The 13,046-nt window shown below is 70.2% G+C and carries 14 protein-coding genes; 6 read left to right on the top strand and 8 right to left on the bottom strand.

Annotation, left to right across the window (positions count from 1 at the left end; genetic code table 11):
• Positions 1-66 precede the first annotated feature (66 nt).
• From RG19_RS11705 to RG19_RS11695, 3 genes are all read left to right on the top strand, one after another.
• Positions 67-1,806, top strand: coding sequence for a S8 family serine peptidase (locus RG19_RS11705; protein ID WP_058836579.1), 1,740 nt, complete (start codon positions 67-69; stop codon positions 1,804-1,806).
• Positions 1,807-1,952: 146 nt separating this feature from the next.
• Positions 1,953-3,944 carry a PKD domain-containing protein gene (locus RG19_RS11700; protein WP_162267071.1) on the top strand — a complete coding sequence of 664 codons (1,992 nt, stop codon included), beginning with the start codon at positions 1,953-1,955 and terminating at the stop codon, positions 3,942-3,944.
• A 574-nt stretch (positions 3,945-4,518) separates the two neighbouring features.
• Positions 4,519-4,872 carry a hypothetical protein gene (locus RG19_RS11695; RefSeq protein WP_157515249.1) on the top strand — a complete coding sequence of 118 codons (354 nt, stop codon included), beginning with the start codon at positions 4,519-4,521 and terminating at the stop codon, positions 4,870-4,872.
• A gap of 4 nt (positions 4,873-4,876) precedes the next feature.
• Here the strand turns inward: RG19_RS11695 and RG19_RS11690 are convergent, their stop codons facing one another.
• The 4 genes from RG19_RS11690 to wrbA are packed head-to-tail and all read right to left on the bottom strand — an operon-like array spanning position 4,877 to position 7,058.
• Positions 4,877-5,365, bottom strand: a complete 489-nt coding sequence (locus RG19_RS11690) for an asparaginase domain-containing protein (protein WP_058835415.1) — start codon at positions 5,363-5,365, stop codon at positions 4,877-4,879.
• A gap of 45 nt (positions 5,366-5,410) precedes the next feature.
• On the bottom strand, positions 5,411-6,130 hold the full coding sequence (locus RG19_RS11685; protein ID WP_058835414.1) for a hypothetical protein: 720 nt from the start codon (positions 6,128-6,130) through the stop codon (positions 5,411-5,413).
• A complete protein-coding gene (locus tag RG19_RS11680; protein ID WP_058835413.1) occupies positions 6,127-6,471 on the bottom strand; it encodes a DUF2069 domain-containing protein in 345 nt (114 codons plus the stop codon). The genes RG19_RS11685 and RG19_RS11680 overlap by 4 nt, the downstream gene beginning before the upstream one ends.
• Positions 6,468-7,058: an NAD(P)H:quinone oxidoreductase gene (wrbA, locus tag RG19_RS11675; RefSeq protein ID WP_058835412.1), complete on the bottom strand. Its 591-nt coding sequence runs from the start codon at positions 7,056-7,058 to the stop codon at positions 6,468-6,470. The genes RG19_RS11680 and wrbA overlap by 4 nt, the downstream gene beginning before the upstream one ends.
• Positions 7,059-7,177: 119 nt before the next feature.
• Between wrbA and RG19_RS11670 the strand changes: the two genes are divergently transcribed.
• The 3 genes from RG19_RS11670 to RG19_RS11660 are packed head-to-tail and all read left to right on the top strand — an operon-like array spanning position 7,178 to position 9,326.
• Positions 7,178-8,455 carry a YihY family inner membrane protein gene (locus RG19_RS11670; protein ID WP_058835411.1) on the top strand — a complete coding sequence of 426 codons (1,278 nt, stop codon included), beginning with the start codon at positions 7,178-7,180 and terminating at the stop codon, positions 8,453-8,455.
• A complete protein-coding gene (locus RG19_RS11665) occupies positions 8,455-9,051 on the top strand; it encodes a TlpA family protein disulfide reductase (protein ID WP_058835410.1) in 597 nt (198 codons plus the stop codon). The genes RG19_RS11670 and RG19_RS11665 overlap by 1 nt, the downstream gene beginning before the upstream one ends.
• On the top strand, positions 9,048-9,326 hold the full coding sequence (locus RG19_RS11660; protein WP_058835409.1) for an acylphosphatase: 279 nt from the start codon (positions 9,048-9,050) through the stop codon (positions 9,324-9,326). Before RG19_RS11665 ends, RG19_RS11660 begins: the two co-directional genes overlap by 4 nt.
• On the opposite strand, the gene RG19_RS11655 is transcribed toward RG19_RS11660, so the two are convergent.
• From RG19_RS11655 to RG19_RS11640, 4 genes are all read right to left on the bottom strand, one after another.
• Positions 9,294-9,800 carry a hypothetical protein gene (locus RG19_RS11655; protein ID WP_162267070.1) on the bottom strand — a complete coding sequence of 169 codons (507 nt, stop codon included), beginning with the start codon at positions 9,798-9,800 and terminating at the stop codon, positions 9,294-9,296. The two genes, RG19_RS11660 and RG19_RS11655, sit on opposite strands and share 33 nt — an antisense overlap.
• 40 nt (positions 9,801-9,840) lie before the next feature.
• Positions 9,841-10,632 carry a polyphosphate kinase 2 gene (gene ppk2, locus RG19_RS11650; RefSeq protein ID WP_058835407.1) on the bottom strand — a complete coding sequence of 264 codons (792 nt, stop codon included), beginning with the start codon at positions 10,630-10,632 and terminating at the stop codon, positions 9,841-9,843.
• Positions 10,633-10,635: 3 nt separating this feature from the next.
• The gene (moaB, locus tag RG19_RS11645; RefSeq protein WP_058835406.1) at positions 10,636-11,154 is read right to left on the bottom strand and encodes a molybdenum cofactor biosynthesis protein B; all 519 of its coding nucleotides are present in this window, start codon (positions 11,152-11,154) and stop codon (positions 10,636-10,638) included.
• Positions 11,155-11,298: 144 nt separating this feature from the next.
• Positions 11,299-12,990, bottom strand: a complete 1,692-nt coding sequence (locus RG19_RS11640; RefSeq protein WP_082672823.1) for an O-linked N-acetylglucosamine transferase, SPINDLY family protein — start codon at positions 12,988-12,990, stop codon at positions 11,299-11,301.
• Positions 12,991-13,046 lie beyond the last annotated feature (56 nt).

Genomic DNA, 13,046 nt, shown 5'->3' with positions numbered 1-13,046 from the left:
GAGGACATCGACGACCGGGAATCGCAGGAAGCGGGGCTGAGCCCCATCACCACCTGGAGGATTTCAATGCACACGTCCTATCCCCGCATCCGCCGCCGGATGCTCGCCGCAGCCACCCTTGCGGCCCTGTCCCTGCCGGCGTTCGCCGTCGAGCGGGTGAATCTCAGCGGTCTGGAGTCCGCCGACGCGCATACGCGTTTCATCGTGAAGTATCACGACGGCAGCCCGCAGTTCGCGGACCCCGTGCAACTGAAGCGCTCGCTCGACACGGCCGCGGCTTCGGTCGCCAGGCCGGCCACCGCCAAGGCCGGCGTCGCCGTCCGTGCCCAGCACGCGCGCAGGATGGGCATCGGCGCCGATGTGATCGTCCTCGACCAGGCCCTCGATGCCGTCGACGCGGCGAACTTCATGCGCCAGCTGGCGACCGACCCGAACGTGGAATACGTCGAGGTCGATCGCCTGATGCGGGCGAACATGACGCCCAACGACCCGGGCTACAGCCAGCAGTGGGGGTTCTTCAGCCAGGCCGGCGGCATTCGTGCCGAGCAGGCCTGGGATCGCTCGACCGGTGCGGGTGTGGTGGTCGCGGTGATCGACAGCGGCATCATCGCCCATCCTGATCTGGACGCGAACTCCGTCGGCGGCTACGACTTCGTCAGTTCCACCAGCAGCGGCAACGCAGGCTCGTGCGACGGCAACGGCCGCGACTCCGACCCCACCGACGCCTGTGGCGTCCTGCACGGCACTCATGTGGCCGGCACGGTCGCGGCCGTGACCAACAACGGCGTCGGCGTGGCCGGCACCGCGCCCGACGCCAGCCTGCTGCATCTGCGGGTGCTCGGTCGCAACGGTTACGGCAATTCGTCCGACATCATCGACGCCATCACCTGGGCGGCCGGCGGCAGCGTGCCGGGCGTGCCGGCCAACAGCAACCCGGCCGAAGTGATCAACCTCAGTCTCGGCGGCAGCGGTGCGTGCGGCTCGGCGTACCAGAACGCGATCAACGGCGCGGTCGCGAACGGCGCCACGGTGGTGGTGGCGGCGGGCAACAGCAACGCGAACGTCGCCAACTTCTCGCCGGGCAACTGCAACAACGTGATCTCGGTGGCGGCCAACGACCAGAACGGCGCGCGTTCGATCTGGAGCGGCGGACAGGCGTCGAACTACGGCAACCTGATCGACATCTCCGCGCCCGGTACCGCCATCTATTCGACCTACCGCAGCGGGAGTTCACCGAGCTACGCGAGCAGCAGCGGCACCTCGATGGCGGCGCCGCACGTGGCCGGCGTGGTCGCACTGATGCAGGCGGCGGCACAGACGCCGCGCACGCCGGCGCAGATCGAGACCACGATCAAGCAGACCGCGCGGGCGTTCCCCGCCACGCCGAGCCAGCCGATCGGTGCCGGCATCATCGATGCCAACGCCGCCGTCGCCGCGGTGCAGGGCGTCGATCCCGGTCCGGGGCCCGGCCCCGGTCCCGGTCCGGGACCAAACGAACTGCAGAACGGCGTGCCGGTCACCGGGCTGTCCGGTGCGGCCGGCAGCACGCGTCACTGGACGGTGGTGGTGCCGGCCGGCGCGAGCAACCTCAACATCTCGATCGCGGGCGGCAGCGGCGATGCGGATCTGTACGTCCGCTTCGGCGCGCAGCCGACCACGTCGACCTGGGATTGCCGCCCCTACCGTGCAGGCAACACCGAAGCGTGCACCAGCGCCGCGCCGCAGGCCGGAACCTATCACGTCATGGTCCGCGGCTACTCGGCGTTCTCCGGCGTCACCCTCACCGCCAGCTACGGCGGCGGCTGACGCCGCGCTCGATGGCGGGCGGAGCGCCGCCCGTTCATGACGGTCTGCGCGGGCGTACCGGATCTCTCTCCCCGGTGCGCCCGCGCGGTCCCCGTTCGGATCCCCGCTCCGATCCCGACTCCAGCAACAGAAGGATGTATGAACTCATGAAAGGATGGATTTCGATCTTCATGGCCGGCGCGATGTCGGCCGGCGGCACCGCGGCCGCGGCGTCCGACGTACGCCCGGCCGCGCTCGACCATCGGTTGCCCGCCGAGCACACCGTCGAGGTGCGCAACATGCCCCGCGTCGACAACGCGCGCCTGCTCGCGGAGGACCTGCAGCACCGTGCGCCGCGCCGCGATGCGCCGGTCCGGTTCGCGACGCCGCATGCGGTGTCGATCAGTCCGCTCGATGCCGGCGACTGGGACGAGCTCGACGCCGAGACCCTGATCTGGCGCCTGCGCATCGAGTCGCGCGATGCGCTGTCGCTGAACTTCGGCTTCGACGAGTACCACATGCCCGAAGGCGGTCGGATGTTGATCTATCCGGCCGGCCTGCAGGGCAAGGCCCAGGCCGATGCGATCCGTACGTTCACCGCCGACGACAACAAGCCGCACGGCAAGCTGTGGTCGCCGATCGTGCCCGGCGACCACGCCGTGATCGAAGTCGTCGTGCCCAAGGCGCAGGCCGACCGGTTGCGCTTGCGGATCGGCAGCGTCAATCACGATTACGTCGGCTTCGGCGAGCTCGCCCGGACCGGCTCGCTCGAGCAGGCGGCCGGCGTGTCCGGTTCCTGCAACGTCGACGTGGCATGCCCGGCAGGCGACGACTGGCGCGACCAGATTCCCGCCGTCGGTGCCTACACCCGCTTCGGCACGCTGTACTGCACCGGCTCGTTGGTCAACAACACCGCCAACGACCAGACGATGTATTTCCTGACCGCGCATCACTGCAACATGGGCACCGCCGATGCGGCCGCGTCCATCGTGGTGTACTGGAACTACGAGAACTCGGTCTGCCGCGTGCCCGGCAGCGCCGACAGCGGCGCCAACGGCGATGGCAGCATGGCGCAGAACCAGACCGGCGCCACGGTCAGGGCGACCTGGGCCACGTCGGACTTCACTCTGCTCGAGCTCGACGATCCGGCCGACCCGGCCTTCAATCTCAGCTGGAACGGCTGGGACCGCCGCGACATCGCCTACGACGGCGCCACCGGCATCCACCATCCGCGCGTCGCCGAGAAACGCATCACCCACTCCAACAATCCGTTGCTGATCCAGGGGTATCTGGGCAACAGCGGCACCAGCCATCTCAAGGTGCAGTGGAACCCGGAGGGCACCACCGAGGGCGGTTCGTCGGGCTCGCCGATGTTCAGCCCGGACAAGCGCGTGATCGGCCAGCTGCACGGCGGTTACGCGTCCTGCAGCACCACCGGCGACCAGCACGTGGACTGGTACGGGCGCGTGTACACGTCCTGGACCGGTGGCGGCACCGCCGCCACCAGCCTCGCCAGCTGGCTCGACCCGACCGGCAGCGGTGTCGAATTCATCGACGGCATCGGCAGCGAGGGCGGCGGGGAGCCGGGCGACCCGGTCGCGGGATTCACCTTCTCGGTGGACCACGACACGCTGACGGTGACTTTCGCCGACACCTCCACCGACGACGGCGACATCGTCGGTCACGCGTGGGACTTCGGCGACGGCACCACGTCCGAGGAGGCGGCTCCGGTCAAGACCTACGCTGCGGCCGGCACGTACGAGGTGTCGTTGACCGTCACCGACGACGAGGGCAACACCGGCACCCGCCGGCAGAGCGTCGAGGTGGGCGATACCGGTCCGGATGCGATCGAACTGCTCAACCGGACGCCGGTGCGCGGGGTGTCGGCGGCCGCCGGCGAGGCGGTGCTGTACCGCATCGACGTGCCGGCGGGCGCCACCGGTCCGCTCAGCATCACCAGCTCGGGCGGCAGCGGTAACCTCAGCCTGTATGTGCGCCACGAGGCCGAGCCCGACGAGGCCGACCACGATGCGCGTTCGGCGCGGCCGGGCAACAACGAGAGCGTCCGCATCGGTACGCCGCAGCCGGGCGCCTACTACATCAAGCTGGTGGGCGAGACGGCGTTCGCCAACGTGACCTTGCAGGCGCGACACAACTGATCCGCACTGGCCTCCGGCACTTCGGTGCCGGAGGCCGCATGGAGCATCGGATCCGGATCGTATGCGCGCGGCCGGCCCGCGGCGAGGTGCCGTCGGCCGAGCCCGACACGGCCCCGTGCCTGTGCTGGAGCATGTCCGACGGTCCGGCCGGGCAGTGCAGCCGGCAGTAGGCCGCGCGGATATCGCGCGCGATTGCGCCCCGGATCGAGGCGAACGCTTCGTCAGGTCGACGGAGGTCCTGCACGACATCGCCGGTCATCCCGGCCCGTCCCGGCGTCGTCGGCCGCGGCGATCGTCTTCGGAGACCCGGCGCGGGCGAAGCGGCGGCATGCGTTCCGATCCACCGCGCCTCTGCAGCCGACTCCATGTCGCGGGAAAGGTGATGCGCGCCGTTGCCGACCAGTGGGCGCCGAAAGGCGCGGCTTGCCTCGCCGGTGCGACCGGCGTATCAAGGGACTCCCGGGCCACATGGGAGCGCATCGTGCGCTGGATCCGCATTCGATGCGCCACCACCGCCTGCCTGCTGGTGTTTCTGCCGGGCGGTGTGGGCCTGGCCTCCGCTGGAGAGGTCCACATGTCCGATCCGTCCCCGACCGCCGTGCTGTACGGAGCCGGTCCCTGGCAGCGTTTCATCGTCAAGTATCGCGCCGGCAGCGAGCCGCGCGAGACCCGCGACGTCCTGGCCGGACGCCTGGCCTCGACCCTGGACCGTGCGGGCCTGGACGGCGACGTCACCGTGCGCTGGGAGCGCCGGCTCGGCGTCGGTGCCGATCTGGTGGTGGCCGACCGTCCGCTCGATCGCGAGCGTGCGCAGCGGTTGCTCGCCGCGTTCGTGTCCGACCCCGACGTGGAGTACGCCGAGCCCGACGCGATGATGCAGCACATGCCCGCCGCGCCCGGTGTGTCCGGGCCGGTGCGGGGCGACTGAATCCTCAGCCGGCGGACTCGAAGCGGTTCGCCTCGACGTTCTTGCGGACCTTGGCCGGATCCCAGATCCGTCCGTTCATGGCGATGTACACGCCCGGCGGCTGCGACTGCACAGCACCGACGGCGGTGCCGATATTGAACTCCGCGTCCGACCCGCGGAAACGCGCCGGGTTCAGGGCGCCGGTGAGCACGATGGTCTTGCCGGAGAGGGCGGTCAGCGCATGCGCGGTGGCCACCATCGAGTCGGTGCCGTGGGTGATCAGCACGTGGCGGGTGGACTGGGCGGCGATGGTCGCGCGCATCAGGTCGCGGTCCTCGTCGGTGATGTGCAGCGAATCCTTGCGCAGGATGGGGATCACCCGGAACCGGAACGCGACGCCGAGTTCTTCGAGGATGCGACCGATCTGCGGTTCTCCGACCTGGAAGTCCGACTTGTCGTCGAAGTAGACCTTGTCGATGGTGCCACCGGTGGTGACGATCAGCAGTTCTTCCATCAGGGGCGTGTCCCGTCGCAGTCGAGAGAAAAGAGGGGCGAGGTGTCAGGCGCCCGGATCGGCGAGACGATAGGCGTCGCCGTAGTGTTCGCAGATTTTCAGCCACGCGTCGTCGGGCGGCAACATCAGGGCCTCCTCGCCGTCGGGCATGCGCTGCAGGAAGCGGCAATCGACACCGTCGTGCTCCCCGTCCACGCTCACGACCGCGCGAAACGCCATCCTGTCGGATACGCGCAGCGGCGGGCCCGGCTGGATGGGCCAGGCGTGGTACTCCCAGGCGCAGCAGCTGGCGCGGCCCGCTTCCACAACGTGGCCGTCCATGATCCAGAGGTCGGCGTAGCCGCCGGAAAAGAATGTATAGAAGCGCCCCGAGGACGGCTCCAGCCGGTAGATCGTGGCCAGACAATTGGGGCCGGCCCCGCAGGTGCCGATGACCTCCACGTCGTGAAACCCGTCCTCGTCGACGTCGGTGAAGGCGACCCGGCGAACCAGCGTCCCGGCGCTGTCCGACTCGGCCTGTGGATCGTCGAGCACGAGGTGGAACGCGTCGTCGCCGGGGGCGGCACGGGTCACCCGTGTGCGGATCTCCCCAGACGGGCCGCAGGTCACATGCAGACGTAGCCGGGAGCCGTCGCGGTTGGCGATCTCTTCCATCTGTCCGCAGCCCATGGCCGGGTTGATGTCGGCAGCCGCGGCATGGCCATGCGACGAGAAGGCCGCCCAGACGAGCCATGCCGCGACCCACCCGAACGCGGGCCCCGTCATCTGCGCCGTTGTCCGAACCGCGCTTGCAGACCGGGCCAGCTGCTGCTGCCGATCACGACCAGTGACAGCAGGATTTCGGTCCAGGCGTAGGCACGTACGGCCGGCTCGCTCCAGGCCTCCATGACCCCGTGGCAGAACCACAGCAGGCCGAACACGCCGGCCCAGAAGCGTGCCCGTGCGCTGCCGCGCAACACGCCGGCGAGCAGCAGCAGCGGCGGTGCGACGAACACGATCAGTGCGGCGACCAGGTGCTCGCCATGCGCCAGCCAGGGCACGAACAGCATCGCCAGCGCGGCCAGTGCGCCCGCCAGCAACCAGTGCGCGGCGCCGCGCCCGCTCATGCCAGCTTCGTCGCGAGCGTGGCGACGCGGCGGCCCAGCGCACGGGCGAGCACGCTCTCGTCTTCGCTCGGCTGCGGATCGTCGTCGGCGCCGGCGACATGGCTGGCGCCGTAGGGCGTGCCGCCGGTCCGGGTGGCGCTCAGCGCGGGCTCGGTGAACGGAATGCCGGCGATCACGCAGCCGTGGTGCAGCAGCGGCAGCATCATCGACAGCAGCGTGGACTCCTGCCCGCCGTGCTGGGCGGCGGTGGAGGTGAACACCGCCGCCGGCTTGCCGGCCAGGGTGCCGCTGGCCCATTCCGCGCCCAGGCTGTCGACGAAGTGTTTCAGCGGTGCGGCCATGTTGCCGAATCGGGTTGGACTGCCCAGCAGCAGGCCCGCGCACTCGGCCAGGTCGGTGCGTTCGACATACGGGGCGCCGTCCTCCGGCACCGGGGGGGCCGCGGTCTGGGTCACCGCGGCCACCGGCGGCACGGTGCGCAGGCGCGCCTGCATGCCGGGAATCTCCTCGACCCCGCGCGCGATCTGCCGCGCCAGCCGCGCCACCGAGCCGCCACGGCTGTAATAGAGCACCAGGATATCGGGCATCGTCTCGTCGTCTCGCGCGGGTCCGGGGGCAAGGATAGTGCACGCGCCGGCGATCGCCGCCGCCCGTGCCGGCCCGTCTCGACCATCGAACGTCCCCGCTTCGGGTACGCTTCCGGCGCATGGAGCCGCTCGATACCTTCTACCGCTGGAGCGAACGCATGACCGACCGGGCCCGTGCCCGGTCGTTCCTGCGGTTTCTCTGGCAACGATCCGAGGACGACCGCCTGTTCGAGGCCGCGGGTGCGCTGGCCTTCACCACGGTGTTCGCGCTGGTGCCGTTGAGCATGGTGGTGTTCGGCGTGCTGTCGGCGTTCCCGGTGTTCGAGTCGTGGAGCGAGCAGCTCACCGATTACGTGTTCTCGAACTTCGTGCCCGATTCCGCGCGTCGGGTCGAGGATTACCTGCTGGCGTTCTCGCAGAACATCGGCCAGCTCACCACCCTGGGCGTGATCGCGCTGGTGGTCTCGGTGCTGATCACCCTGCAGGGCGTGGAAGCGACCTTCAACCGCATCTGGCGCGTGCCCACCGCGCGGCCCAAGGTCAGCCGCTTCCTGGTCTACTGGACCGTGCTGACGTTGGGAGCCCTGGTGGCCGCGGCCAGCCTGTCGCTGTTCAGCCGTTTCCTGTCGCTGGACATGTTCCAGCGGACCGGGACCGGCCAGTGGTTCCAGGGGGCGCTGCTGCAGGGCACGCCGTTGCTGATCGAACTGCTGGCGATCGCCACCATCTACCGGGTGATCCCGCATCGCACCGTGCCCTGGCGCTACGCCTTCGGCGGCGCGGTGCTGGCGGCGGTGCTGCTGGAGGTGGCCAAGCGCCTGATCGCGTTCTACCTGGGCAGCTTCGACAGTTACCAGCGCATCTACGGCCAGGTCGCCTTCATCCCGATCCTGTTGCTGTGGATCTACTTCGCGTGGATGGCGATCCTGCTGGGGGCATCGTTCGCCTCGTCGCTGTCCGCGTTCCGCTACCAACCGGCCGCGATGCGCCTGCCGGCCGGCTTCGAGGCGTTCGCGCTGCTGCGGCTGCTGGGTCGGTTCGCCCAGGCGCGTCGCGACGGCCGCGGCCTGCACACCGATGAACTGATGGCGCTCGAGCCGTGCCTGACCGATGCCCTCGTGCAGCGGTTCTTCGCCCAGCTCGAACCGACCGGTGTTCTGGTGCGGGCCGAGAACGGGGCCTGGCTGCTCGGGCGGGATCTCGATGCGATCACCCTCGGCGAGCTCTACGAGACCTGTCGTCTGCGGATCCCGATCCGCGAAGCGCACCTGCCGTGCCAGGACGACCCGCTGGGGCGGGCGGCGCTGGCGGCGGTGGACGATCTGCGCATGCCGCTGCGCGAACTGCTCAAGCGCCGTGTCGGCGATCTCTATTCCCCCGGACCGGATTCGACGTGATGAACCGACTGCTGCCCCGTCTCGCTCCCCTCGCCATGCTCGCGCTGCTGGCCGCCTGTCAGCGCGCGCCCGCACCGGAGGCCGAGGCGCCGCTGCCGACGCCGATCGAACAGGCGCCGGATGCGGCGGTGCCCGATGCCGACGGCGACGATGCGGCGCGCGTGCGTCACCCGCGGTTGCAGGTCACGACGCTCGACGGCGACACCTACGATCTCGCCGACCGGCGCGGCCAATGGGTGGTGGTGAACTTCTGGGCCACCTGGTGTGCGCCGTGCCTCAAGGAGATGCCCGAGCTGTCGGCGCTGGGGGCGATGCGCGAGCACATCGAAGTGATCGGACTGGCGTACGAGGACATCGAGCCGGATGCGATGCGCGCGTTCCTGGACAAGCATCCGGTGCTGTATCCGATCGCGATCGTCGACGTGTTCTCGCCGCCGGAGGATTTCGAGACGCCGCGGGGGCTGCCGATGACCTATCTGATCGATCCGGAAGGTGCCGTGGTCCAGCGCTATCTCGGCCCGATCACCGCGGAGGACATCGAGCGCGACATCGCCGCGGCGGGTGGGCCGGCGGTACCGACATCGCCCGCTGCATGAGCCGCGTGGCGGCGCGTTTCCTGGTGAGCGGCCGGGTGCAGGGCGTGTTCTTCCGTGCGTCGACGCGCGAGCAGGCGCAGCGGCTGGCGCTGCAGGGAACCGCCATCAATCTCGACGACGGCCGGGTCGAGGTCCGTGCCGTCGGCGATCCCGAAGCTGTCGCGGCGCTCGCGGCCTGGTTGCGGCATGGGCCGCCGAAGGCACGGGTGGACGCCGTGATCCGCGAGGACGTGCCGCCGGCGTCAATCGACGAGCAGGGCTTCTCGATTCGTTGAGCTTCCAGCGCTGCCGGTTGCGTCGTGTGCGGTCGGTGGGGTGCCGGAGGCCTCGTCCAGCAAGCGGGCCGATCGCGCAAGTTGATCCGGATCCAGCGGTGGCGGACGTGCGCTGGCCGCCTCGACCTGGGGTGTCCAGCCCGGCAGGCGTTGGACCGCTTTGGCGCCTTGCAGCAACGCGTAGCCGACGGCCAACTGGACCAGGCCGCCCTGCATGCCGATCGCATGGAGGCTGGGCGGTTCGCGCCAGCTGCGGCTGAAGACAGTGTCCCCGACATCGACCGGATTACGGAACGCGAACGGGTCCGGCGGGCGCTGGCCAACGACCTGGATCGTGTCGAGTTCGGCGATCGCGCCCTGGTCCCGGTCCCGGTCCTGATCCGGCGATGGCGTGCCTGCGGATGCGGTGTGCGATGGCGCCAACTCATCCGCAGTCTGGGCCCAGGCCGCCGGGGCGAGGAGCCCGGACAGCATCCATGCGATCAGGCGGCGCTGTCCTTGACGGCGCACGACGTCAATCGACCCTGAAGGGCGATAAGGGCTTCAGGACGCCGTACCGTTCCTTTCTCGGCGGGCCATCCAGCGACGGGTACGCCAGCGCGGGCGCATCGATGTGGGTATCGGGCAGGCGGTCGAGCAGATCGCGGATCAACGTCAGCCGGCCGCGACGCTGATCGTTGAAGTCCACCAGGGTCCACGGCGCGTGGGCGGTGTGGGTCGCGGCGAGCATGGCCTCGCGGGCCTGCGTGTAGGCGTCGTAGCGTTCGCGCGAGGCGAGGTCCATCGGCGACAGTTTCCAGCGTTTGAGCGGATCGTCCAGGCGTTCGGCGAGGCGCTTTTCCTGCTGGGCCTGATCGCAGCACAGCCAGTACTTGAACAGCAGGATGCCGTCGTCGACCAGCAGTTGCTCGAACGTGGGGGCCTGGGCGAGGAACTGCTGCACTTCGGATGCGCTGGCGAAGCCCATCACGCGCTCGACGCCGGCGCGGTTGTACCAGCTGCGGTCGAACAGGGCGATCTCGCCCGCTGCCGGCAGGTGCGATATGTAGCGCTGGAAGTACCACTGGCCTGTTTCGCGGTCGCTCGGCTTGGGCAGCGCGACGATGTGGCACTGGCGTGGATTGATGTGCCGCGAGATCGCGCCGATCGCACCGCCCTTGCCGGCGGTGTCGCGGCCTTCGAACACCACCACCAACCTGCGGCCGCTGGCCTGCAGCCAGCGTGCGGCGTCGGCGAGCCGCGTCTGCATCGGGGCCAGGGCGGCCTCGTAGTCCTTGCGCTTCATCCGTGGGGCGCGTTTCGACATGACTTACTCACGCAGGCGTGGGCGCAGGGTGGCGAGGTTGCACGGCCGCGTGCGGGCATCGAGCTGGTCGCGCACGATCTTCTCCCAGCCGGTGCGGCAGGCGGAGGTGGAGCCCGGCAGACAGAACAGGAAGGTGGCGTTGGCCAGGCCGGCGAAGGCGCGCGACTGCAGCGACGAGGTGCCGATCTCGTCGAAGCTGATCGCGCGGAACAGTTCGCCGAAACCGGACATCTCCTTGTCCAGCAGCGGGCGCAGCGCTTCGGGCGTGGAGTCGCGGCCGGTGAAACCGGTGCCGCCGGTGACCAGGATGCCGTCGACGGCGTCGTCGGCGATCCACTGCGAGACCGCCGCGCGCAGGCGGTAGCGATCGTCGGGGAGCAGGGCCCGGTCCGCCAGGTGGTGTCCGGCGGCGGTCAGGGATTCGACCAGGTAGTCGCCGGAACTGTCCTCGGCGAGGGTGCGGCTGTCGGACACGGTCAGGACGGCGATCGAGAGCGGGATGAAATCGCGTTGTGCAGTCATGGCAGCAGGTTAGCGGGGGCGGCCCGCGGGCGATAGACCCGGATGTGCGTCGCCGCGTGCGGTTTGCGGGCGGGCGAATCGGGCACGTGCGGTTCGCCGCCCGGCGCGATGCCGGTCGCGGTCGTGACCTGCGGCGCCTCGAGCTCAGCGGGTGGGTGCGGATGCGTGTTCGGTCGCCAGCGCAGCCGGCGCATCGCCCCGCCGGTGACGGGCGACCATGCGGCCGACCAGATGCAGGAAATCGTCCGCGAAGGCGGCGGTGTCGAAAAGGGGGCCGCGGTCGCGAGCGGTCGTGACCCGCTCGCGCAGGGCGCGCAGCCGCACGGGATCGTTGCCCAGTGCCACGGCGGTGGCGACGAAGACCTCGTCGTCGTCCACCGCCAGCTCGGGGAGGCCCAGATGGTGGACCAGGCTGGCGGCGACGCGCGAGGCGAAGGTGGCACCAGGACGGGTCAGGACGGGACAGCCTGCCCAGAGCGCATCGGACGCGGTGGTGTGGGCGTTGTAGGGATTGCAGTCGAGGAACAGGTCGGCCAGACGCAGCCGGGCGAGATAGGTCGCGTGTGGCTGCTTGGGCATGAACACGAGGCGCTCGGGCGCGATTCCCCGTGCCTGCGCGGCCAGGCGCAGCCGGGCGTCCGCCTCGCCCGGGCCTGAGAGCAGCCACAGCACGCTGCCGGGCACGCCGGCGAGCACGCGCGACAGGCGCGAGAACGTGGCCGGGTTGAGTTTGTAGCTGTTGTTGAAGCAGCAGAACACGACACCCGTCGCAGGCAGTCCGCAAGCGGTGCGCTCCGGTGTCGGCGGGATGTCGCGCCGGGTGTCGGTGGGCTGGAAGCACCGCGGCAGCCACGCGACCGCTTCGCTGTAATGCGGTGCCAGGGTGTCGGGCAGGGCGACAGTGTCGGCCAGCACGTAGTCGATCCAGGGCGCACCGCTGGTGCCGGGATAGGCGAGCCAGTTCACCTGTAACGGCGCGGGACGCATCGCCAGCGCTTCCGGACGCCCGCCGCCGCCCCAGCCGCGCAGATCGAACAGGACATCGAGTCGGGCATCGCGCAGATGTGCGGCGAGTGCGTGGTGGGACAGGTCGCCGACCGCGTGCAGGGCGTGCGCCGCGGCGGCCAGACGGCTGCGGATGGGGCTGCCGTCGTCAGGGGTGAGCGCGAACAGCTTGATGTCGGTACCGCCGCGCGCCCGCAACGTTTCGAAGAACGCGACGGTCAGCAGGCCGGTGGGGTGTGCGCCGAAGCCGTTGGACAGGAAACCCAGGCGGAGCGGCGCATCATCGTCGCGAACCGGTGCGGCGTCTGCGGGCGGAAGCGGGTGGATGCGGGCGGTCACCGTTGCCGCCTTCAGGCGTGCGCAGGCGAGCTGTTCGGCCGGCGACGCGTCCTCGCTCAGGAACGCGAACGGTTCGATCGCCATCTCGCCGGCGGTCACCGCCGTGCGGACCTGTCGCGACAGCGCGTCGAGGTCGCGCCAGTCGCACAGCCGGCGCCGCCAGGCCAGCAGATAGGCGGCGATCTGCGCCTGCGCAGGCAGCAGACGATGAGCTTCTGCGTAGGCGGCATTGGCGGCCTCGGCCTCGCCGGCGTCCTCGAGCGCGTGCCCCAGCCAGACCTGGATGCCGGGATGGCCGGGTGCATTGCGGGCAGCGGCGCGCAGCGCTTGCGTGGCCTCGGGGTGCCGCCCGAGCATCCACAGGCCGCGTCCGAGACGGGCGAGTGCTTCCGGGTGGCCAGGCGCCAGACGCAATGCCTGCTGCGCGGCGCCCGCGCCGTTGCGCGCATCGCCGGCATCGAGCTCCACATCCGAGAGCAGGATCCACGCCATCGCGTCCTGCGGCGCGCGCTGGACCGCCAGGCGCGCCTGACGTCGCGGATCGATGC

The organism is Luteimonas abyssi, assembly GCF_001482195.1.
Classification (GTDB): Bacteria; Pseudomonadota; Gammaproteobacteria; order Xanthomonadales; family Xanthomonadaceae; genus Luteimonas; species Luteimonas abyssi.
The sequence above is the reverse complement of the archived record's forward strand: the minus strand, read 5'-3'. Positions and strand labels throughout refer to the sequence as shown.

Coding starts and splice junctions, on each gene's coding strand:
- RG19_RS11705 (WP_058836579.1), top strand. CDS start 67: ATGCACACGTCCTATCCCCGCATCCGCCGCCGGATGCTCGCCGCAGCC.
- RG19_RS11700 (WP_162267071.1), top strand. CDS start 1,953: ATGAAAGGATGGATTTCGATCTTCATGGCCGGCGCGATGTCGGCCGGC.
- RG19_RS11695 (WP_157515249.1), top strand. CDS start 4,519: ATGTCCGATCCGTCCCCGACCGCCGTGCTGTACGGAGCCGGTCCCTGG.
- RG19_RS11690 (WP_058835415.1), bottom strand. CDS start 5,365: ATGGAAGAACTGCTGATCGTCACCACCGGTGGCACCATCGACAAGGTC.
- RG19_RS11685 (WP_058835414.1), bottom strand. CDS start 6,130: ATGACGGGGCCCGCGTTCGGGTGGGTCGCGGCATGGCTCGTCTGGGCG.
- RG19_RS11680 (WP_058835413.1), bottom strand. CDS start 6,471: ATGAGCGGGCGCGGCGCCGCGCACTGGTTGCTGGCGGGCGCACTGGCC.
- wrbA (WP_058835412.1), bottom strand. CDS start 7,058: ATGCCCGATATCCTGGTGCTCTATTACAGCCGTGGCGGCTCGGTGGCG.
- RG19_RS11670 (WP_058835411.1), top strand. CDS start 7,178: ATGGAGCCGCTCGATACCTTCTACCGCTGGAGCGAACGCATGACCGAC.
- RG19_RS11665 (WP_058835410.1), top strand. CDS start 8,455: ATGAACCGACTGCTGCCCCGTCTCGCTCCCCTCGCCATGCTCGCGCTG.
- RG19_RS11660 (WP_058835409.1), top strand. CDS start 9,048: ATGAGCCGCGTGGCGGCGCGTTTCCTGGTGAGCGGCCGGGTGCAGGGC.
- RG19_RS11655 (WP_162267070.1), bottom strand. CDS start 9,800: ATGCTGTCCGGGCTCCTCGCCCCGGCGGCCTGGGCCCAGACTGCGGAT.
- ppk2 (WP_058835407.1), bottom strand. CDS start 10,632: ATGTCGAAACGCGCCCCACGGATGAAGCGCAAGGACTACGAGGCCGCC.
- moaB (WP_058835406.1), bottom strand. CDS start 11,154: ATGACTGCACAACGCGATTTCATCCCGCTCTCGATCGCCGTCCTGACC.
- RG19_RS11640 (WP_082672823.1), bottom strand. CDS start 12,990: ATGGCGTGGATCCTGCTCTCGGATGTGGAGCTCGATGCCGGCGATGCG.